This is a genomic window from Burkholderia sp. MSMB1835 (assembly GCF_001526365.1).
Taxonomy (GTDB): domain Bacteria; phylum Pseudomonadota; class Gammaproteobacteria; order Burkholderiales; family Burkholderiaceae; genus Burkholderia.
The window spans coordinates 115,804-136,564 of record NZ_LOYP01000048.1 but is presented as its reverse complement, the minus strand read 5'-3'; the positions used below and the strand labels follow the sequence as shown (position 1 = coordinate 136,564).

Below are 20,761 nucleotides of genomic sequence, written 5' to 3'. Positions count from 1 at the left end.
TGCGCGCTTCGGCGCGCGATGCAACGCCGCCGCATGCAAGTGCGGCGGCGTTTTTTCTTGCCGATACGGTCTGGAAAAGCCGTCGGTGCATCGCCAGCGGTGCACGTCGGCTACCGGCCGTCCATCAGTAGTCCCACACGACCGGAACGAAACGGAACCCGTCGCCGTGCCTTGCAACATGGCCGATCGACGGGAACGCGACATGGGCCGCGGCGAGCAGCGCGCCGGTGTCCGCGGCTTCGTTGAACAGCACGATACGCACGTCGACCGCCGCGTCCGGATCGTGTTCGAAGCCGTTTTGCCAGTCGGGATTGTCGAAGTTGACCTCGAAAATCGCGTCGCCCGCGAACGTCAGCTTTTCTCCGTTCGATGCGACGTCGACCACGCAGTGCCCCGGCGTATGGCCGCCCGTCACCCGCGCCGACACGCCCGCGGCGACTTCCACGGTCCGGTCGAACTGCACGATGTTCTCGCCATAGAGTTCCACGAACCGCGCCGCCGCCTTGCGCAGCGCGGGCGGAACGGTTTCCGGCATCACCGTCTTGCTGAAGTCGGGATTTTTCCAGAACGCCACTTCCGCGGCCGATACGTGAATGCGTACGTCCGGGCGCAGCTTCGCCTTGACGCCGTCGACGTTCAGCCCGCCGACATGGTCCATGTGCATGTGCGTGATCACGATGTCGGTGATCGCGGCCAGGTCGATGCCGGCCGATTCCAGACGCATGACCGAGCGCCCGGCGCGCGTGAAGTATTCGAAGCCGTCGCCCACGCCCGAGTCGATCAGGATCAGACGGTCGCCGCTGCGCACGAGCGCGATGTTGAGCGCCCAGTCGAACATGTCGCGTTGCAGGAAGCGGCCGTCGAACCATGCGTTGCGGTCCGCTTCGCTCACATTGGTCGACATGGTGGAAGTCGGCAGCGGCAGCACGCCGTCGCTGATCAGCACGACATCGACTTCGCCGATGCGCACGGCGTAGCGGGACGAAACGAGCTCGCCCGAACCTTCGTTGCCCAGGCGGGCGATGACGGGCTGGACGTTGCGGATGGGTGCGTTCATGTTCAGTAATCCTGTTCGTCGAGTGGGGATCGAGCCGCGCGACGCCGCGCGGTTCGCGAGCGCGATCGTGACGATCGCGCGCTTCGGTTCGACCGGATTTCGATCGAACGTTGCCAGCGATTGTAGTGACGGCCGACACACGCCAACAGCGTTGCACGCGTGCACATCGTGTTGTCCGGGCGACAACAATCCGACAGTGGGCTTCGCCGCTCGAAATGCACATCGCCCGCCGTCCGTTGCCGGACGGCGGGCGATGCAATGGATGCCGTTTATGGGAAGCCGGGCGCCGCCGGCGCGCGGGTCAGCCCGGCTGGCCGGGAAGGGTGTCGCCGCGCAGCGAACACCCGCGCGTCTCGATCACCGCCAGCAGCGCGATCAGCCCGACCGCGCAGGCGGCCATCATGTAGTAGGCGGGAATCAGCGCGTTGCCGGTCTTGCCGATCAGCCAGTCGTTGACGATCGGCGCGGTGCCGCCGAACAGCGACGTCGACACGTTGTACGCGATCGCCATGCCCGCATACCGGACGTGGGTCGGGAACATCGCCGGGAACATCGCGGAAATGGTGGCGAGCTGCGGCACGTAGAGCACGCCGAGCACCGCGAAGCCGATGAAGGCGCCGAGCGGGCCGTGCGTCATCAGCGTGAACATCGGCACGGCCGCGACGAACAGCCCGACGAGCGAGATCCACCACATCGTCTTGCGGCCGACGCGGTCCGACAGCCAGCCGGCGAACGGCAGCAGCACCATCATCGCGAGCATGCCGATCAGCGGAATCAGCAGCGACATGTTCTCGCTGACGCCGAGTTCCTTGTGCATGTAGGTCGGCATGTACGCGAGCAGCACGTAGTTGACGACGTTCAGCGCGACGACGAGCCCGCCGAGCAGCAGCAGCGGCTTCGCGTACCGCACCAGCAGCAACCGGATCGGCAGCGCGGCGGCGACGTTTTTCTCGCGGCGGTGCGCCTGTTCCTCGAGTTCGCGGAACACCGGCGTTTCCTCGAGGCGCGAGCGCAGATAGAAGCCGATCAGGCCGAGCGGCGCCGCGACCAGGAACGGCAGGCGCCAGCCCCACGCATGCATCGCCGAATCGCCGAGCAGCAGCGCGAAGCCGAGCATCAGGAACGCGCCGAGCGAGAAGCCGGCGAGCGTCGCGAATTCGAGAAAGCTGCCGCACAGGCCGCGCCGCGAATCGGGCGCGTATTCGGCGATGAAGGTGGCCGCCCCCCCGTATTCGCCGCCGGTCGAGAAGCCCTGCACCATGCGCAGCACGATCAGCGCGGCGGGGGCGAGCCAGCCGGCCGTCGCGTAGCTCGGCAGCAGGCCGACGAGCAACGTCGCGCCCGACATCGTCAGGACCGTCAGCGCGAGCACGCGCTTGCGGCCCAGCCGGTCGCCGAGCGGCCCCCAGAACAGGCCGCCGAGCGGGCGGATCAGGAACGAGATCGCGAACGTGCCGAGTGCGAACAGCGTCGCGCTCGCGGTGTTGCCGGGAAACAGCGCGGCGGAAATGTACGCGAGACCGTACGCGTAAATACCGTAATCGAACCATTCGGTCGCATTGCCGAGGGCGGCGGCCGCGATCGCGACCCGCGGCAGACAGTGCGGCTCGTCGCCGCGTTGGGTGATCGCGTCGTCGGGAGTCGACGACGCGGCGGAAACGGAAGTCCACGATGGCACGTATCGCATGAGGGATCCTCGCTATCAGCATGCGCCCGGGCGGGCGCCGACGAGGATCAAAGTAATCCCGCCAATTTGCGATGCCGGATGTCATAGGACGATGTGGGGATCGGGGTTTTCCCGTGCCGGGCTGGGGGCCGGCGCGGGCCGCGGCTGGCGCTTCGCGGCGCCGGGCGGCGAACGGCGGTAAGCTGCACGCTGCCATGCAGGATCGATCGGACCGTTCAACGCGTGGCGTCCCTTTTTTCACCCTTCATCAGGAGCGCATATCGTGGCGACCTACATCGTTTTTACGCGAGAAAGCACGCAGGACCAGCATGAGCTCGACACCTACGCGAGCCAGGTCGGTGCGACCCTCGCCGGCCATCCGGTGAAGGTGCTCGCCGCATATGGGCCGCAGGAAATTCTCGAGGGGGACGGCCCGGAAGGCGTCGTGATCGTCGAGTTCCCGTCGAAGGCGGCCGCGCACGCGTGGTATCACGGCCCCGAATACCAGCGGGTCGTCCAGCATCGGTTCAAGGGCGCCCGCTATCGCGCGGTGCTGGTCGAGGGCGTCTGAACGCGGCCGCGCGTCGTTACCGGACGTGCGGCTGCAACGCCCGCAGCCAGTACGACACGGCCACCGCTCCGCCGTCCGGCGTACCGATCGCCCGCTCGCCCAGATAGCTTGCCCGTCCCGCGCGCGGCGTCATGCGCGCCGTTTCCTGCGCACCTTGCTCGGCCGCTTCGACGGCCGCCGTCCATGCGCTCGCGGGATCGCGATCGCCGTCCAGCGCGCGGCCGAATGCGTCGACAGCCGGCACCAGCGCATCGAGCATCGTCCGGTCGCCCGCCCGCGCGCCGCCGAGTTCGCCGATCGAATCCACCGCCGCGCGGAATGCCGCGGCCCAGTCGCGCGGCGACGGCGCGGCGATGTCGGCCAGCCGGCGCGACGCGCGCAGCAGCGCGGTCGCGTAAAACGGCCCGGAACTGCCGGCGATCGCGCGGCGCAACGCGGCGCCGAGCGCCGCGAGCGCACCGGATGGCGTGCCGTACGCGGTGTCGGGCAATTCGAGGATCGCCTGCGCGGCGCGCCGCATGCTCGCGCCGAGATCGCCGTCGCCGGCTGCCGTATCGAGATCCGTCAGCGTCTGCTCGTGGTCGATCAGCGTCTGCGCCACCGCGTGCAGCGCCGGTTGCAGGCGCGCGGCCCACGCGCGGCCGGCCGCGTCGAGCGGCGGCTGCGGCGCGTTCTGCGACGCGGCCGCGGCCACGCGGATCCGCGTGTTCACGAGGCCGCCGCCCGGCCATGCGCGCGCCTGCGTCGGCGCATCGAGCAGCGCCGCGCGCTCGTCGTTCAGCCGCAGCACCGAGATCGAGCAGCCGGGCATGTTCAGCGCGGACAGGAACGTGCCGGCCCACGCACGGGCGACGACGATCCCGCGCCGGCTCAGGTTGTCGAACGCGGCGCGCAGCACGATCGCGAGTTCCATGTCCGGTGTCGCGCCGAGGCCGTTGACGAACAGCGCTACGCGTTCGTCGCGGTCGAGCACGAGATCGGCGACGATGCTCGACAACAGCGTGTCGGCCAACGCATCGGCCGGCAGCGGCGCGCGGCGCTCGACGCCTTTCTCGCCGTGGATGCCGAGGCCCAGCTCGATCTCGTGATCGGCGAGGCTGAAGCCCGACTTGTCGGCGCCCGGGATCGTGCAGCCGTCGAGCGCGACGCCCATCGTGCCGAGCTCGGCCGCCGCGTCGCGCGCGATGCTCGCGACGCGGGCGAGCGGCAGCCCGCGCGCGGCGGCAGCGCCCGCGAGCTTGTGGATCAGCACGGTACCGGCGATCCCGCGTCGCTGGCCGCGCTCGACGCGGCCGCGCAGCGACACGTCGTCGGCGACGATGACGGTTTCGACCGGAATGCCTTCCGCGCGCGCGAGCTCGGCGGCGAGCCCGAAATTGAGCCGGTCGCCGGTGTAGTTCTTCACGATCAGCAACGCGCCGTTCGGGCCGGCGCTCGCGCGGATCGCGGCGAGCACCGCGTCGGTCGACGGCGACGTGAACACTTCGCCGCACACGGCCGCGCTCAGCATCCCTTCGCCGACATAGCCGCCGTGCGCGGGCTCATGGCCGCTGCCGCCGCCGGACAGGATCGCGACCGGCCGCTGCGACGGCTCGGGCAGCGGCTGGCGGACGAGCACGTGCTCGTCGCCGAGGATCGCGAGATGCGGCGATTGCCGCGCGATGCCTTCCAGCATTTCTCGCACGACGTCGGACGGGCGGTTCACAAGCTTTTTCATGGCGACGGGTTCCGGACGGGTGAACAGGGCTCGGCCGGGCGCGCATGCGCGCCGGACGACTTTCGTTTTCGTGTTGCGGAGGATCGTGCGTGACCTGTTGCCGGTCGGCGACGGTCGCATGACGGGCGACCGGACGCGGGTCGGGCAACGAAGCGTACGCTTCGCGCCACGATACATCAGGTTCGGACGTCGCGGCGCGGATCGCGACGCGATGGCGCCCTGGGGCGCAGCGGCGGCGCCGCTATTTCAGCGCGGAAATCGCCTTCGCGCGAATCAGCCGCGCACGCAGCACGTTGCGGCTGATGCCGAGCAACTGCGCGGCCCGGATCTGGTTGCGGTGACTGAATTCGAACGCGACACGCATCACCGTGTCCTCGATACGTTCGAACAGATTGCCGTGCCCTTCGTCGAACAGGTCGCGCAGCGCGTGTTCGAGCGCTGCCTGCGCGTCGGCGGACGAATCGGCGGCGGGCGCGGAAACGGCCGGCAGGCACGGCGGCGCGATGTGCAGGTCGGTGTCCTGCAGCGCATCGTGCCGGCTCACCAGCAGCGCGTGATGGATCACGTTCTCGAGTTCGCGGATGTTGCCGGGCCAGCCGTGTGCCTCGAGCCGGCGCTCGGCGCGCGCATCGATGCGGCGCGGCCCGCCGCCGAGCCGGTCGCGGTAAATGTCGAAGAAGTGGCGCGCGAGCGGCAGGATGTCGCCCGGGCGCTCGCGCAACGGCGGGACCGCGAGCTGCACGACGTTGAGCCGGTAGAACAGGTCGCCGCGAAACCGCCCGGCCGCGACCGCCTGCTGCAGGTCGACGTTGGTGGCCGCGACCACCCGGACGTCGACCGGAATGCCCGTGCGCGAACCGAGCCGCACGACCTCGCGCTCCTGCAGCACGCGCAGCAGCTTGACCTGCATCGCGAGCGGCAGGTCGCCGATTTCGTCGAGAAACAGCGTGCCGCCGTGCGCGGCTTCGAACCAGCCGGGCTTCGCGCTGAACGCGCCCGTAAACGCGCCTTTCTCGTGACCGAACAGTTCGCTGTCGACGAGCGTGTCGGAGAAGGCGCCGCAGTTCACCGCGACGAACGGCCCGTCGCGACGCGCGCCGAGCGCGTGCACGTGGCGCGCGATCAGTTCCTTGCCGGTGCCCGTCTCGCCGACGATCAGCACGTTCGCGTCGCTCGGCGCGACGCGGCGAACCTGTTCGAGCAGCGCGAGCGAACGCGGATCGGCGAACACTTGCGCCTGCGCGCGGGCCGGTGCGTGACGGTCGGGCAACGTGAGCACCGGCGCCGCGTGCCCGGCGGCCTGAAGTCCGGCCGGGTCGCGGGACGCGGCGACGACGCGAAGGTTGAGCGGGCGCGGCGATGCGGAAATGGAAGTCATGGCGATGAACCGTTGGATGGCCGGGCAAAGCGGGCCCGTGCCGGCGGGCGCCGCGGTGTGGCTGCTGCGTAGTCAGCAGAGTGTTGAACGTTTCGCCGCGCGCGAAAAGCATCGATTTCTGATAACCAAAGCGCGATTGCTGCGGAACCTGCAATGGCGCGCAAGAGCGGCGGTGCGGCGACGTCGAAGCATCGAATTCGACGCTGGCGCGCGCGATGCGTTGCTGCCTGATCAGCAGTGCATCAGCAAAACCGCTGCGCCCGGTTCATCGTGGTGCGGAATATCGATGTGACGCGTGAGCCGGGATGCTTGCCACTATCGCGCATTTGGCGGAGCGCCAGTGCCGGCGGACGATGGTGAAAAATTTCGTGATCCGGATGAAATTTCCTTCACGCATCCGCGCCAATGGCACGCTCCTTGCTGACCCGAACCGGTATCGCCGCACCGCACGCGGCTTCACCACGGGAACGCATCGCATGAGCCACCCTCTCAACGTCGTCGCGATATCGGGCAGCCTGCAGCGGCCGTCGCGCACGCTGGCGCTGACCGACGCGATCGTCACGGCGCTCGGCGCCGCGCGGCCGATCGACGCGCGGCGGATCGAACTCGGCGAGATCGGCAGCCGGCTGGCCGGCGCGCTCACGCGCGCGCAGGTGCCGGCCGATCTCGACGCGCTGATCCGCGCGATCGAGACGGCCGATGCGCTCGTCGTCGCGAGCCCGGTGTATCGCGCGTCGTACACGGGCCTCTTCAAGCATCTGTTCGACCTCGTGCGCCACGACGCGCTCGTCGACGTGCCGGTGCTGCTCGCGGCCACCGGCGGCAGCGAGCGTCATGCGCTCGTGATCGACCACCAGCTGCGCCCGCTGTTCAGTTTCTTCCAGGCGCGCACGCTGCCGATCGGCGTGTACGCATCCGAAAGCGATTTCGACCGGTACCAGATCGCCAGCCCAGCGTTGCGCGAGCGCATCGCGCTCGCCGTCGACCGCGCGGTGCCGCAACTGCGCCCGCACGCGCTTTCCGCCGCGGCCGCGTAAGCCGCTTTTTCGTTTCCCCTTCGACCAGGACATCTTCATGAGCCTTTCCGACCCTTCCGCCGACGGCGTCAAATTCGCGTACTGGGTGCCGAACGTCAGCGGCGGCCTCGTCGTCAGCACGATCGAGCAGCGCACCGACTGGAGCCTCGAATACAACCAGAAGCTCGCGCGCACGGCCGAAGCGGCCGGCTTCGACTATGCGCTGAGCCAGATCCGCTTCACGGCCGGCTATGGCGCCGAATACCAGCACGAGTCGGTGTCGTTCAGCCAGGCGCTGCTGCATGCGACGACCAAGCTCAAGGTGCTCGCGGCGATCCTGCCGGGGCCGTGGCATCCGGCCGTGGTCGCGAAGCAGCTCGCGACGATCGACCACATCTCGAACGGGCGCATCGCGATCAACGTCGTGAGCGGCTGGTTCAAGGGCGAATTCACTGCGATCGGCGAGCCGTGGCTCGAGCACGACGAACGCTATCGGCGCTCGAAGGAATTCATCCAGGCGCTCAAGGGCATCTGGACGCAGGACAACTTCACGTTCAAGGGCGACTTCTACCGCTTCAACGATTACACGTTGAGCCCGAAGCCGGTGCAGAAGCCGCATCCGGAAATCTTCCAGGGCGGCAGCTCGCGCGCGGCGCGCGACAACGCGGCGAGCGTGTCGGACTGGTATTTCACGAACGGCAATACGCCGGAGAACCTGAAGGCGCAGATCGACGACATTCGCGCGAAGGCGGCCGCGAACAACCATCGCGTGCGCATCGGCGTCAATGCGTTCGTGATCGCGCGCGACACCGAGGAAGAAGCGCGGGCCGTGCTCGACGACATCATCCGGCATGCGCACGTCGAGGCCGTGCACGCGTTCGGCGATGCGGTGAAGGAGGCCGGCAAGGCGTCGCCCGAAGGCGAGGGCAACTGGGCGAAATCGACGTTCGAGGATCTCGTGCAGTACAACGACGGCTTTCGCACGAACCTGATCGGCACGCCGCAGCAGATCGCCGAGCGGATCGTCGCGCTGAAGGCGATCGGCGTCGATCTCGTGCTGGCCGGCTTCCTGCACTTCATCGAGGAAGTCGAATACTTCGGCCGGCGCGTGCTGCCGCTCGTGCGCGAACTGGAGGCGCGTCGGCAGGCCGTTGCCGCGTGACGCCTGTCCGACGCCCGCGCGCGGCCCGCGATCGCGCAGGGCCGCGCGGCGGCGTGACGTTCACGCGACGCCCGCCAGCCTCGATGCCTCGATCACCATCTGCACGCCGAGACTGCCGAGGATGATGCCCATCGCCCAGCGCTGCGCGAGCAGCAGCATCGGGCGGCCGTGCAGGAACGTCGCGAGGCCGCTCGAGCAGAGCGCCACCAGCCCGTTGGCCGACGCGAACGCGGCGATCAGCAGCGAGCCGAGAAACAGCGACTGGCCGAACACGCTGCCTCGTCCGTAATCGATGAACTGCGGCAGCAGCGACACGAACAGCATCGCGAGCTTCGGGTTCAGCACGCTGGTCGTCGCGCCCATCGCGAGCAGCCGCAGCGGGTGCTCGGCCGGCAGCGCCTTCACCTCGAATGGCGAGCGGCCGCCGGGCCGCACCGCCTGCCATGCGAGGTACAGCAGATAGGTTGCCCCGAGCGCGCCCAGCACGCTGCCCGCATAGGGCACGCTCATGAACAGCGTCGTGATGCCGAACGCGGCGGCGAACATGTAGAACAGGTAGCCGATCATCACGCCGGCGAGCGAAATGAGCCCGGCCGCCCGCCCTTGCGCGATCGAGCGCGACATCACGTAGACCATGTTCGGCCCCGGCGTGACCGCGAGCATGCCGCCGATGACGAGAAACCCGTAGAGCGATCCGGACGTGTGCATGTTTTCCGCTTCCTGCATCGAATGAGTGCCGATAGCGTCGATTGTCCGGCGATGGAGGTGAACAGTAAAACGGGATAAACTGAATCGATTAATCAGTTTTTCTGAATCGTCATGAAGAAGCTCGACCTCGATGTGCTCGCGATGGTGGTGGCCGTCGCGGAATCCGGATCGTTCGCGCAGGGCGCACAGGCCGTGCACCGGTCGCCGTCGGCGGTGAGCATGCAGATCAAGACGCTGGAAGACGCGCTCGGCAAGCCGCTGTTCATCCGCGACACGCGCAACGTGACGGCGACCGACGACGGCAGGATGCTCGCCGATTACGGCCGCCGGATGCTCGCGATGCGCGACGAGGCGTGGGCGTCGGTCGTGCGTCCGGAGATGCGCGGCCGCGTGACGATCGGCGTGCCCGACGACTACATCTCGTCGCTGCTGCCGCAGGTGCTCGGCAAGTTCGCCGCGATGCATCCGCGCGTGGAAGTGCGCGTGATCGGCCAGCCGAGCAGCGCGCTCGTGCCGATGCTGAAGGACAACACGGTCGACCTCGCGTGCCTCACGCGAATCAAGGGCGTGACGGGCGAGCTGATCCGGATGGAGCCGCTCGTCTGGGCCGGCTCGCCGACACGCGACGTGTGGGAAGAGCGGCCGCTGCCGGTGGCGTTTTTCACGCACGGCGGCAGCATGGCGCGCGATCACGCGGTCAGGGCGCTGAACCGGCGGAAGATTCCGTACCGGATGTCATACGAAAGCCCGAGCTTTCTCGGCCTGCTCAGCATGGTCGAGGCCGGCCTCGCCGTCGCGCCGCTCGCGCGCTGCTGCGTGCCAGATCACCTGTTGCAACTGACGGAGAGCCACGGGCTGCCGTCGCTCGGCGAACTCGAAGTCGTGCTCGCCCGCAGCGCGCAGTCCGCGCGCCCGCCGTGCGACTACCTCGCCGAACAGATTCTCGGCGAATGGCGCGCCTGAGCGGCCCGTCGCCGGCGGCGCGTCAGCACGACGTCAGCAGCCATTCGCGGAAGGCGACGAGCGACGGCAGCGTTTCGTTGCCCGGCGGGTAGACGAGGTAATAGCTGCGCTGGCTGGTAATCGTGTCGCCGATCGAGTCGAGCTCGCCGCGGCTCAATTCGTCCTCCACGAGCACCTTCGGCACCAGCCCGATCCCCATTCCGGCATGCACGGCCTGGATCAGATGCGACGTCAGCTCGAAACTCGGGCCGATGCGCATCTTGCGATGATCGAGCCGATAGTGCGAGAACCACTCGGCCCAGGCCTGCTGATTGCTCGTCACGCCCAGCAACGTCTGCTTCGCGGCCCAGGCCGGCGTGCGCGCGTCGGCCTGGCGGCCGCTGCCCGTGGCGGGCGGCGCGATCGCGATCAGGAACTCGTTGTACAGCCGGTGCGCATGCAGGCCCGGCCAGTCGCCGGTGCCGACGGTGATCGCCGCGTCGAGGTCGTCGTTGAGGAAATCGATCGCGCCGATTCGGGAATGAAGGTGCACGGTCACGCCCGGATGCGCGGCATAGAAGCCGTGCAGGTGCGGCAGCAGCCATTTCGACCCGAAGGTCGGCAACGTGGCCAGCCGGAGCGAGCCGGCGCCCGCCCGATGCGACATCGCCTGCAACGTCGCGCCGCGGATGCGCCCGAGCGCGCCGGTCAGCTCGCCGAAGTAGCGGCGGCCGACGTCGGTCAGCTTGACCGAGCGACCCTCGCGCCGGAACAGCGGCACGCCGAGCTGATCCTCGAGCGTCTGGACCTGCCGGCTGATCGCGCTCTGGCTCAGCGACAGCTCCTCGGCCGCGCGCGTATAGCTTTCATGCCGCGCGGCGGCCTCGAACACGAGCAGCAGCGACATCGACGGGGTGAGGCGGCGGTAATTCATGAGTTTTATGCAAGATTCGCCGAGGGAGAATTCGTTTGTTTCTGGAGAATTATCGAAAGATACTGGAATTCTCGGTCGCACGGAAACTTGCCAAAAAATCATGTTTCGGTGCGCGCGAACCGGCCTGCTCCACCCACATTGCGTTTTCGCCCCATGTCGATCGTCCCGTTGCCTCGTCCCGCCAGCCCGTCCACGAACGTCTACCGCGATTTTCTCGCCGCGCTGCAGGCGGCCGGCTTCGCCGGCGAAATCCGTGCGGATCACGCGAACCGGACCGTGCAGGCCACCGACAACTCGATCTACCAGCGCCTGCCGCAGGCGGTGATCTGCCCCGCGCATGCGGATGACGTCCAGTTGCTGGCCCGGCTGCTGGCCGAGCCCGCGCACCGCGACGTCGCGGTGGCCGCGCGCGGCGGCGGCACCGGCACCAACGGGCAGTCGCTGACCGACGGCATCGTCGTCGACCTGTCGCGGAACATGAACCGGATCCTCGAAATCGACGTCGCGCAGCGCTGGGTGCGCGTGGAGGCGGGCGTCGTCAAGGATCAGCTCAATGCGGCGCTCAAGCCGCACGGGCTGTTCTTCGCGCCGGAGCTGTCGACGTCGAACCGTGCGACCGTCGGCGGGATGATCAACACCGACGCGAGCGGGCAGGGTAGCTGCACGTACGGCAAGACGCGCGATCACGTGCTCGCGCTCGATTTCGTGCTGATGGGCGGCGAACGGCTGCACAGCGGCGCGCTCGACGATGAGGAGCTGGAACGCCGCTGCGCGCGGCAGGACCGCGTCGGCAACGTGTACCGCACCGCGCGGCGCATCAGCGACGACAAGGCGGCGCTGATCGACGCGAAGTTTCCGAAGCTCAACCGCTGTCTGACCGGCTACGACCTCGCGCACCTGCGCGAACCGGACGGCCGTTTCAACCTGAATAGCGTACTGTGCGGCGCGGAAGGGTCGCTCGGCTTCGTCGTCGAGGCGAAGCTCAACGTGCTGCCGATCCCGAAGTTTTCGGTGCTGGTCAACGTGCGTTATGCGGGCTTCATGGACGCGCTGCGCGATGCGCGCGCGCTGCTCGAACACCGGCCGCTGTCGATCGAGACGGTCGACTCGAAGGTGCTGATGCTCGCGATGAAGGACTTCGTGTGGAGCAGCGTGGCCGAGTATTTCCCGCAGGACGACGCGCGTCCGACGCTCGGCATCAACCTGATCGAATTCAGCGGCGACGACGAACACGACGTCGATGCGCGCGTGCGCGCGTTCGTCGAGCATCTGCGCACCGATACGAGCGTGGCGCGTCTCGGCCATACGCTGGCGGCCGGCGACGATGCGGTGAAGCGCGTGTATGCGATGCGCAAGCGCGCGGTCGGCCTGCTCGGCAACGTGCAGGGCGAGGCGCGCCCGCAACCGTTCGTCGAGGACACGGCGGTGCCGCCCGAAAACCTCGCCGCGTACATCGCCGAATTTCGCGCGCTGCTCGACGGCCACGGGCTGCAGTACGGGATGTTCGGCCACGTCGATGCGGGCGTGCTGCACGTGCGCCCGGCGCTCGACATGAAGGATCCGAAGCAGGCGGCGCTGGTGCGGCCCGTGTCGGACGCGGTGGCCGAACTCACGCAGCGTCACGGCGGCCTGCTGTGGGGCGAGCACGGCAAGGGCGTGCGCTCCGAATATGCGCCGGCGTTTTTCGGTGAGCTGTATCCGTCGCTGCAGCAGTTGAAGGCCGCATTCGATCCGCACAACCAGTTCAACCCGGGCAAGATCGCGACGCCGCCGGATCGCACGCTGCGATTGCTGAAGATCGACGAGGTGCCGACGCGCGGCGATCACGACCGGCAGATCGACGAGCGCGTGTGGCAGAGTTACGGCACCGCGATGCATTGCAACGGCAACGGCGCGTGCTACAACTTCGATCCGGACGACGCGATGTGCCCGTCTTGGAAGGCGACGCGCGAGCGCGTGCAGTCGCCGAAGGGGCGTGCGTCGCTGATGCGCGAATGGTTGCGCCTGCAAGGGCAGGCCGGCGTCGACGTGGTCGCGGCGGCGCGCACGCGGCAGCCGCTCTTGCGCGGTCTGATCGAGCGCTGGCGCAACAGCCGCCACGCCCGTCGTGGCGACACGGATTTCTCGCACGAGGTGTACGACGCGATGGCCGGATGTCTCGCATGCAAGTCGTGCGCGGGACAGTGTCCGGTCAAGGTCAACGTGCCCGAGTTCCGCTCGCGCTTTCTCGAGCTGTATCACCAGCGCTACCGGCGGCCGCTGCGCGACTACCTGATCGGCTCGCTCGAATTCACGATGCCGTGGATGGCGCGCGTGCCCGCGCTGTACAACGGGCTGATGGGATCCGGCTGGGTGCGGGCGCTGCTCGAGCGTCAGGTCGGCATGGTCGACAGCCCGCTGCTGAGCCGCTTCGATCTCGCGGCCGTGATCCGCGCGTGGCGCGTGAAGCCGGCCGACCCGCACGCGCTCGCCGCGCTGAGCGATGCGCAGCGCGCGCGCAGCGTCGTCATCGTGCAGGATACGTTCACGCGCTATTTCGATACCGAGCAACTGGCGACGCTGATCGAGCTGGCGGCGCGCCTGGGCTTTCAGGTGTGGCTCGCGCCGCTCGCGCCGAACGGCAAGGCGCTGCACGTGCAGGGCTTTCTGCAAGCCTTCGCGAAGGCGGCGATCCGCAACGCGACGCAACTGGCCGCGCTGGCGCGCTCGGGCGTCGCGCTGGTCGGCCTCGATCCGGCGATGACGCTCACGTATCGGCAGGAATATCTGAAGGTGACGGGGCTCGCCGACGTGCCGAAGGTCGCGCTGCCGCAGGAGTGGCTGCTGGATGCGCTGCCGCAAGCCGGCGCGGGCGGCGCGACGGTTTCATATCGGTTGTTGCCGCACTGCACCGAGAAAACCAATGCGCCGGACAGCGGCAAGCAATGGGCGCAGGTGTTCGCGCGTCGCGGGTTGCGCCTGCAGGTTCAGGCGGCCGGGTGTTGCGGGATGTCGGGCACGTACGGGCACGAGGCGCGCAATCTCGCGACGTCGAAGACGATCTATGCGCAGTCGTGGGCCGCGCACGTCGATGCGCCGGACGAGGAGGGCGAAGCGCTCGCGACCGGGTATTCGTGCCGCAGCCAGGTGAAGCGCCTGTCGTCGAAACAGGTGCGCCATCCGTTGCAGGCGCTGCTCGATCATGTGCGGGCGGTGGGGTGACGACGGGGCGGTGCGGGCCGAGCGGCCCTTCGGGGAGGCGTCGATCGAGCGTCGAGCGGCAATCCCCGTGCCGCTGTCGACCTTCGCCGGCGCGGGTCAGGCGTCGGCTTTTACCGTCTTCCGCGACCGCGATTTGTCCGCTGCGGGCAGCACGCCGACGCCGCGCGGCCGTTTCGGCTCGATCCGCATTTGCCGGATCACGCGCCGGAAGTCGATCTCGTGCGCGGCCAGCGTACCGATCAGTTTCGCGATGACCGCGAGGTGGGAAGGGACGGTGCCCTTGCTCGAATAGTTCGTGATGGAGCTTTCGTTCATCCGGATCAGGCGGGCGAACTCGCGCGCCGTCAACTGCGCCTTCTTCAACTCCTGTTGGAATTCCGCATACGCCATTGCACACATGATGCTTCGTCTCCGTGAATCAGAATTCGGCCCGCGCGGCGCCGGCGCCGACGGGTGGCGTTCCCGTCGTGCCGGCGCCGCGTCGGGTTACATCTTCACCTGGTCGAGGAAGGTCTTCTTGCCGCTCTTGTAGCCGTAGATCGAGATGACCCCGTGCGTCAGGTCGCCCTTCGAGTCGAACGTCGTCGTGCCGATCACGCCGTCGTACTTCGTCGCCGGCATCGCCGCGAGGATCTTCGCCGGGTCGGTCGAGTTCGCGCGCTTCATCGCGTCGACCGCGATATAGACCGCGTCATACGCGAACGGCGCGTCGAACTTGATGCCCTGGTTGAAGCGCTTCTGGTACTTCGCGAGGAAGTCCGCGCCGCCCGGCATCTTCTCGAGCGCCGCGCCGGCCTGCGAACACAGCACGTTGTCGGCCGCCGGGCCGGCCAGTTCGGCCAGCGAGTCGGTGCACACGCCGTCGCCGGACAGGATCTTCGCGCGCAGGCCGAGCTGCTTCGCCTGCTTCGCGAGCGGGCCGCCGGTGGCGTCCATGCCGCCGTACATGATCGCGTCGGGGTTCTCGCCCTTGACCTTCGTCAGGATCGCGCGGAAGTCGACCGCCTTGTCGTTGGTCGCGTCGTGCGACAGCACCTTCAGGCCGAGCGCCTTCGCCTTCTTCTCGAACTCGTTCGCGAGGCCCTGGCCGTACGCGGTCGAGTCGTCGATCACCGCGACGCTCTTCACGCCCTTCGACTGCGCATAGCTCGCGAGCGCCGGGCCCTGCTGCGCGTCGGTCGCGACGACGCGGTAGGTCGTCTTGAAGCCCTGCTGCGTGTAGGTCGGGTTCGTGGCCGACGGCGAGATCTGCACGATGCCCGCGTCGCTGTAGATTTTCGATGCCGGGATCGACGTGCCCGAATTCAGGTGGCCGATGACGGCGACGACCTTGTCGTCGACGAGCTTCTGCGCAACCTGCGTCGCCTGGCGCGGGTCGGCCGCGTCATCCTGCGCGTCGAGTTGCAGCGTGATCTTCTTGCCGCCGATCGTCAGCCCCTTCGCGTTGATTTCCTCGACCGCGAGGCGCGCGCCGTTCTCGTTGTCCTTGCCGAGGTGCGAGATGCCGCCCGTCGTCGGTTCGACGCTGCCGATCTTCACGACCTGGTCGGCCATCGCGCTCGACGCCGCCGCGAACGCGGCGGCAGCCAGTGCAACGGTGATCAGGGGTTTGCAGCGCATGCCGACAGTGCTTCGTTCCATCTGCCATCTCCGAATTGAATGTCTTTCTATTGACGTCTCGACCGGCCGGCCGCGGGCCGGGGCGATCGGACGATTTTCCATACCCGTCACGGGCGTCGCTTGCATGGCGTCCGGCCGAGTGACCTGCCGCCCGGGCGAGCGGGCGGGCGCCGCACGCCATGCAATTCGTATGAATATATCGGAACCCGCTTCCGTGTGCTGCGGCGCACCGCGTGGCGGACCGCTGCGGCATGCGCCGGCGTGCGGATGTCGAGGCTTCCGGATACCGCAAATCATGCGCCGCGGCGGCCCCCGGATTGCGGTTCGCTGTCGTCGGCCTTACGGCCGCATCCATTATTCGGCCGGTTGCCTCGGCGAAGCCATGGACACTGGCGCCCGGTCAATCGGGAACTGTTCGGTCGATTTGTCTGCACAGTTTGGTCAACGGCGAATGGCGTATCCGATTTCATGGTCATGCTTCATCGAGCGCGATCGCCGTCGTTATGCAACTAACGGTCAAGTTCGGCCGCGCCGGCAAGTGGGTGGCGATTACACCGACCGAACCATCCATCGAGATCGGCAGAGACGGGGGCCGTTTTGGGGCCGGCGTCGCGGCAAAATCCGGAGCGTCGCATCGGCCGCGCCATTCGCCGCCCGCTCGACCCTACGACCGTCCGCGCAATGCGACGACGATTACGCCTGCAATCGCCAGCAGGCCGCCGCACGCCGTCGCGACGCCCGGCCGCTCGCCGGTCAGCACCACCGACAGCAGCGTCGCGACCGCCGGCGTCAGGTAGAGAAAGTTGGCCGCGCGCGCCGCGCCGAAGTAGCCGAGCGCGATGGTCCAGGTCGCGTAACCGAGCGCGGCGGGAAAGACGCCGAGTACGACGACGGCCAGCGCCGTGTCGCGCGACCCGCCGCCGAGCGACACGAGCGCGCCGGGCAGCCAGGGCGCGAGCAGCACCGCGCCGGCCAGCAGCGTGTACGCGGTGCACGGCAGCGCGCCGTACACGGGAATCAGCCGCCGCTGCAACACGAAATAGCTGGCCGAACACAGCGCCGCGCCGAGGATCAGCGTGCTGCCCGAGCCGAGGACAAGGCCGCCGGGCTGCCCTTGCGCGATCACCGCGATGCCGGCGAGGCTGACGAGCGAACCGAGCCAGCCCCAGCGATTGAAGCGCTCGCGCAGAAACACGGCGGCCAGCAATGCGGTGAAGATCGGCAGCGTGTTCACGATGAAACTCGCCGCGCCGGCCGACACGGTCCGTTCGCCGGTATTGAGCAGTGCGTTGTAGAGCGCGATGCCGAGCAGGCCGCACGCGAGAAAGCGCCACGCATCGGCTTTCGCCGGCAGCGGCGGCCGTCGCCAGGCGAGCCACGCGATCACGAGCAACGCGGCGGTCGCGAAGCGCGCGGCCGCGAGCTGCAGCGGCGCGAGGCCATGCAGGCCGATCCGGATGAACGGGAACGCGGACGCCCACGAGACGATCGTGAACGCGACTGCGGCTGCCGCGACGAGCGGTTGTCGCGCGCCGCGCGACGTCGGTGACGAAAGCGTATTCATGCGGCCATGGTGCGGCGTGGCGAGATGTTAAGCTAGCGCACAGATCAACACCCGGATATGAATATGGCTCACAGCTCGGGGCCACGGCGGGCCGACGGCTCGGCGCGTGCGCGTCAGGCGGCCGTCCGGCTGTCGGCCGCCGCGCCGATGCCGGGCCCGCGGCCGCCGCTCGCGAGCCTGGAGACGGTCTGCACGGTGGCGCGCGAGGGTTCGTTTCTCGCGGCCGCCGACGTCTCCGGCGTCACGCACGGCGCGATCAGCCGCCGGGTGGCTGCCGTCGAAAACTGGCTCGGGATGGCGCTGTTCGAACGGCATGCGCGCGGCGTGCGCCTGACGCCGGACGGGCAGCGCTTCGTCGGCCGGATCGAGCAGGCGTTCGCGATCATCGACGGCGCGGCCGATCAGTGGCGCACGCCGCGCACGCCGCGGCTGGTGCGAATGAGCGTGGTGCCTGCATTCGCGCAGCTGTGGCTGCTGGAGCGGCAGCACGCGCTCGAGAATGAAGCGCCCGCGTTGCGCATCGAGCTCGGTATCGAGCTGCGCAACGTGGATATCGCCGGCGGCGAAGCGGATCTGTCGATCCGGTACGGGCGCGGCAACTGGCGTCGGCTCGACACTCGCCCGTTCATGCCGGAGCGGCTGTATCCGGTCGCGCATCCGCGGCTCGCCGCGCAACTGGCCAGGATGCGCCGCGCAACGGGCGACGCCGCGCTGCTCGACATGCCGTTGCTGCACGATTCCGACGTGACCGGCTGGCGCACGTGGTTCGACGCGCTCGGCATTCCGTTCAAGCCGCGCGCGCAGGATCGCCGGTTCGAGGATTACAACCTCGTGCTGGCGGCGGCCGAAGCGGGGCTGGGCGTGGCGCTTGCGCGAACGCCGCTGGCGGATGCGTATCTGCAGCGCAGCGCGCTCGTGCGCGTGAGCCGTCACGAGGTCGATTCGCCGCTCAGCTATCACTTCGTGCACGCGAAGGGCGAGAATCGGCCGGAGGTCCTCGCGTTGATGGAACGGATGGTGAAGGCGCTGCGGTAGCGCGCACCCGGCGGTTCGCGCAGGCGGCCGCTTCGGCACGCGCGTCACGCATGCGACGGGCCGCCCGTTCCGTTCGTTCGGCCGAGGACGCCGAATCGTTACAATGCAGCCGCGGAAAACGGCGAGATCGCCGCAGTGAAGCGGAATCGCGCCTTTGCCCGACGGCAGGGCAATCACCAACCATTGCAGTACGGGTTCAAATTTGCACAAAAGGGAACCGATGAATAGACCAGACAAATCGTCGAAAGCGCGTGCGGCGCTGGATCAACTTTTTTCCGGCCTGGCGCCTGCGGACGCGAAGCGCGCATCGCCGCGTCCGGGCAATCCGTTCGAAGCGGACGACGAGGTGTCGAGTGCATCCGGCGGTCGCGGCGGGGTGGAAGTCACGCTGTCGACCCGCATCCAGCTGCGCGGTTATCCGAGCGCCGACGCGTTCATGAAACGCATGGCCGAAGCGTGGGGCCTCGAGTGGGGCACCTACGATAGCGTCCGCGCGGTGGCGACGCTGCCCGCCGGATGGCGCTCCCGCCGGCTTCCGGAAGTCACGCAGATCGTCGACGAACGCGACGTGCTGCGCGCCGAGAGCAGCCTGCAGGGCGGCGAGATGTCGTATCTGAAGGTGCATCCGCGCTACTACATCGATGCGCGCAAGCGTTTCGGCTGGACGAAGTCGTCGAAGGCATCCGACGATCCGGATCTCGATGGCCCCGACTGGAACTGCTTCGTGGTCGATCGGGAAAAGTCCGTCGAAGTGCATGAGCTGACGACGTCGTCGTTGAAGGCCGACATGGACAATGCGCGGGCGACGCTGCTGAAATGGCTCGACGAGCACTATCCGAAACATCGCGACCCGTTTGCGTACTGGTCGGACTGCGAAGGGGCGTCGTAAGCCGGGTTTGCACGGCGGTTCGCTCGATGCATCGACCGGGCCGCCACGAGGACGACCATTGAAACGAGCCAGTGTGGTCCCGATGCTCTGGGCGGCGTTCGGCGCGGCGGTCGGATCGACCGTCGTCGAGTTGCTGCTCTGGGCCGTCGCCGGCGATGACGCCGTCCGGAATCTATTGCGCGACGCGCGCCTCACGGCCGCGATCGTGATGGGGCGAAGCGTGCTCGATACGTCCGACGGCTTCGATCCGCCGGTCATGGGCGTGGCGACGTTCGTGCACGCGATACTTTCGCTCGTCTATGCGGCCGTGCTGGCACGGCTGATCCACCGGCTGTCGTGTGTGGCCGCGCTGCTTGCGGGCGGCGCGTTCGGACTCCTGCTGTACGCCGTGAACCTGTACGGTTTCACGGCGATCTTTCCGTGGTTCATCCCGGTGCGCGGCGCGATCACGCTGATCGCCCATCTGGTATTCGGGATCACGGCAGCGTCTGTCTACTGCGTGGCCCGACGTCGCGCCACGCGCTGATCCCGGCATCGATTGCCGGGGATGTCCGCGACGGGCATCCGTATCCCGACCCCTGGAATAACCGGCCGCGCTGGGTCGTTTAGCCGTCAGGAGACCCCTGTACGACGCGAAGCGGCGGCGAGCGGCGATCGCCGCGCGACGAATCGTGCGCAAGCAAAACGGTGTGCGGGCGTCGTTGGCGACGCTCGGGATCAATGGGTCGGGGGCAACGACGCAGGAGCCGATCATGTGCATCTCGTTTCGATCCGTGACAGCCATCGTCTGTCTCGGCTTTGCCGCGTCCGTCTTCGCGCAAATGACCGACGATTCAGCGGCGAACGGCACGAACTGCCGTGCGGTCGTCGCGCAGGCGGACATCGACGGCACGGAGCAGCAGATCGTGGGGCGCGCGTGTCTGCAAGACGACGGGACGTGGCAGATCGTGCAAAACGCCGACGGCAGCGTGCTGTGGTACCCGGTGGCAGCCTATCCGTATGCCGATCCGTGGTACTGGGGGCCGCCGTTGTTCATCGGCGCGGGCGTGAGCTTCATCTTCGTCGATCGCTTCCGTCGTTTTCACCACTTCGATCACGTCGATCACTTCAATCCGATCGGACATCGCCGCTTCGGGGTGCCGATGGGCGCGGGGTTCCATCACGGCCCGTTCCCGTTGGGTGCGGGCCACGGGTTGGGTGGCATGCGGCGACATTAGGCCGATGATTGGACCGGTGTTGCGACGCCTGTTCGACTCTGAAAGGTCGGCATCGGGATCGCCTTCTGGACATTGAACGCGTTG

19 protein-coding genes are annotated in these 20,761 nt (G+C 68.1%); 10 read left to right on the top strand and 9 right to left on the bottom strand.

The annotated features are described in order from the left end of the window. Positions 1-124 precede the first annotated feature (124 nt). Complete coding sequence (locus WS96_RS21760; RefSeq protein ID WP_059835270.1) at positions 125-1,057, bottom strand: MBL fold metallo-hydrolase; 933 nt, start codon at positions 1,055-1,057, stop codon at positions 125-127. Between the two features lie 301 nt (positions 1,058-1,358). Beyond that, positions 1,359-2,744: an MFS transporter gene (locus WS96_RS21755; RefSeq protein ID WP_059835268.1), complete on the bottom strand. Its 1,386-nt coding sequence runs from the start codon at positions 2,742-2,744 to the stop codon at positions 1,359-1,361. Between the two features lie 262 nt (positions 2,745-3,006). On the opposite strand from WS96_RS21755, the gene WS96_RS21750 reads away from it, so the two are divergent. Continuing rightward, positions 3,007-3,294 (top strand): DUF1330 domain-containing protein, encoded by a 288-nt coding sequence (locus tag WS96_RS21750; RefSeq protein WP_059835266.1) that lies wholly within the window; start codon positions 3,007-3,009, stop codon positions 3,292-3,294. 16 nt (positions 3,295-3,310) lie between these two features. On the opposite strand, the gene WS96_RS21745 is transcribed toward WS96_RS21750, so the two are convergent. Together WS96_RS21745 and WS96_RS21740 are read right to left on the bottom strand one after the other, a co-directional pair. Next, on the bottom strand, positions 3,311-5,011 hold the full coding sequence (locus WS96_RS21745) for a dihydroxyacetone kinase family protein (RefSeq protein WP_059835264.1): 1,701 nt from the start codon (positions 5,009-5,011) through the stop codon (positions 3,311-3,313). A gap of 241 nt (positions 5,012-5,252) precedes the next feature. After that, positions 5,253-6,389 carry a sigma-54 interaction domain-containing protein gene (locus WS96_RS21740; protein WP_082720323.1) on the bottom strand — a complete coding sequence of 379 codons (1,137 nt, stop codon included), beginning with the start codon at positions 6,387-6,389 and terminating at the stop codon, positions 5,253-5,255. Here WS96_RS21740 and WS96_RS32765 point away from each other — a divergent pair. From WS96_RS32765 to sfnG, 3 genes are all read left to right on the top strand, one after another. Continuing rightward, positions 6,388-6,681, top strand: coding sequence for a hypothetical protein (locus tag WS96_RS32765; protein WP_082720322.1), 294 nt, complete (start codon positions 6,388-6,390; stop codon positions 6,679-6,681). The two genes, WS96_RS21740 and WS96_RS32765, sit on opposite strands and share 2 nt — an antisense overlap. A 184-nt stretch (positions 6,682-6,865) precedes the next feature. Continuing rightward, positions 6,866-7,426 (top strand): FMN reductase, encoded by a 561-nt coding sequence (gene msuE, locus WS96_RS21735; protein WP_059835345.1) that lies wholly within the window; start codon positions 6,866-6,868, stop codon positions 7,424-7,426. Between the two features lie 37 nt (positions 7,427-7,463). After that, entirely contained in the window at positions 7,464-8,567 is a 1,104-nt protein-coding gene (sfnG, locus tag WS96_RS21730; RefSeq protein ID WP_059835262.1) for a dimethylsulfone monooxygenase SfnG, read from the top strand. Positions 8,568-8,627: 60 nt separating this feature from the next. Here the strand turns inward: sfnG and WS96_RS21725 are convergent, their stop codons facing one another. Further along, on the bottom strand, positions 8,628-9,275 hold the full coding sequence (locus tag WS96_RS21725) for a LysE family translocator (protein ID WP_059835343.1): 648 nt from the start codon (positions 9,273-9,275) through the stop codon (positions 8,628-8,630). A gap of 111 nt (positions 9,276-9,386) precedes the next feature. Between WS96_RS21725 and WS96_RS21720 the strand changes: the two genes are divergently transcribed. Beyond that, entirely contained in the window at positions 9,387-10,238 is an 852-nt protein-coding gene (locus WS96_RS21720) for a LysR substrate-binding domain-containing protein (RefSeq protein WP_034208866.1), read from the top strand. A gap of 22 nt (positions 10,239-10,260) precedes the next feature. Here the strand turns inward: WS96_RS21720 and WS96_RS21715 are convergent, their stop codons facing one another. Then, the gene (locus WS96_RS21715) at positions 10,261-11,151 is read right to left on the bottom strand and encodes a LysR substrate-binding domain-containing protein (RefSeq protein ID WP_059835261.1); all 891 of its coding nucleotides are present in this window, start codon (positions 11,149-11,151) and stop codon (positions 10,261-10,263) included. Between the two features lie 153 nt (positions 11,152-11,304). Between WS96_RS21715 and ydiJ the strand changes: the two genes are divergently transcribed. Continuing rightward, the gene (gene ydiJ / locus WS96_RS21710) at positions 11,305-14,352 is read left to right on the top strand and encodes a D-2-hydroxyglutarate dehydrogenase YdiJ (protein WP_059835259.1); all 3,048 of its coding nucleotides are present in this window, start codon (positions 11,305-11,307) and stop codon (positions 14,350-14,352) included. Between the two features lie 96 nt (positions 14,353-14,448). Here ydiJ and WS96_RS21705 read toward each other — a convergent pair whose 3' ends face one another. The 3 genes from WS96_RS21705 to WS96_RS21695 form a co-directional block, all read right to left on the bottom strand. Beyond that, positions 14,449-14,751: a hypothetical protein gene (locus tag WS96_RS21705; RefSeq protein WP_059835257.1), complete on the bottom strand. Its 303-nt coding sequence runs from the start codon at positions 14,749-14,751 to the stop codon at positions 14,449-14,451. An 87-nt stretch (positions 14,752-14,838) separates the two neighbouring features. Beyond that, entirely contained in the window at positions 14,839-15,993 is a 1,155-nt protein-coding gene (locus WS96_RS21700) for a branched-chain amino acid ABC transporter substrate-binding protein (protein ID WP_034208870.1), read from the bottom strand. Positions 15,994-16,636: 643 nt separating this feature from the next. Continuing rightward, entirely contained in the window at positions 16,637-17,536 is a 900-nt protein-coding gene (locus WS96_RS21695; protein ID WP_059835256.1) for a DMT family transporter, read from the bottom strand. A 57-nt stretch (positions 17,537-17,593) separates the two neighbouring features. Between WS96_RS21695 and WS96_RS21690 the strand changes: the two genes are divergently transcribed. The 4 genes from WS96_RS21690 (at position 17,594) to WS96_RS21675 (ending at position 20,677) form a co-directional block, all read left to right on the top strand. Beyond that, a complete protein-coding gene (locus WS96_RS21690) occupies positions 17,594-18,571 on the top strand; it encodes a LysR substrate-binding domain-containing protein (protein WP_059835254.1) in 978 nt (325 codons plus the stop codon). Between the two features lie 220 nt (positions 18,572-18,791). Further along, a complete protein-coding gene (locus WS96_RS21685; RefSeq protein ID WP_034208873.1) occupies positions 18,792-19,460 on the top strand; it encodes a hypothetical protein in 669 nt (222 codons plus the stop codon). A gap of 58 nt (positions 19,461-19,518) precedes the next feature. Then, entirely contained in the window at positions 19,519-19,986 is a 468-nt protein-coding gene (locus WS96_RS21680) for a sodium:proline symporter (protein WP_082720320.1), read from the top strand. A gap of 226 nt (positions 19,987-20,212) precedes the next feature. Continuing rightward, entirely contained in the window at positions 20,213-20,677 is a 465-nt protein-coding gene (locus WS96_RS21675) for a hypothetical protein (RefSeq protein WP_059835341.1), read from the top strand. Positions 20,678-20,761: the final 84 nt, after the last annotated feature.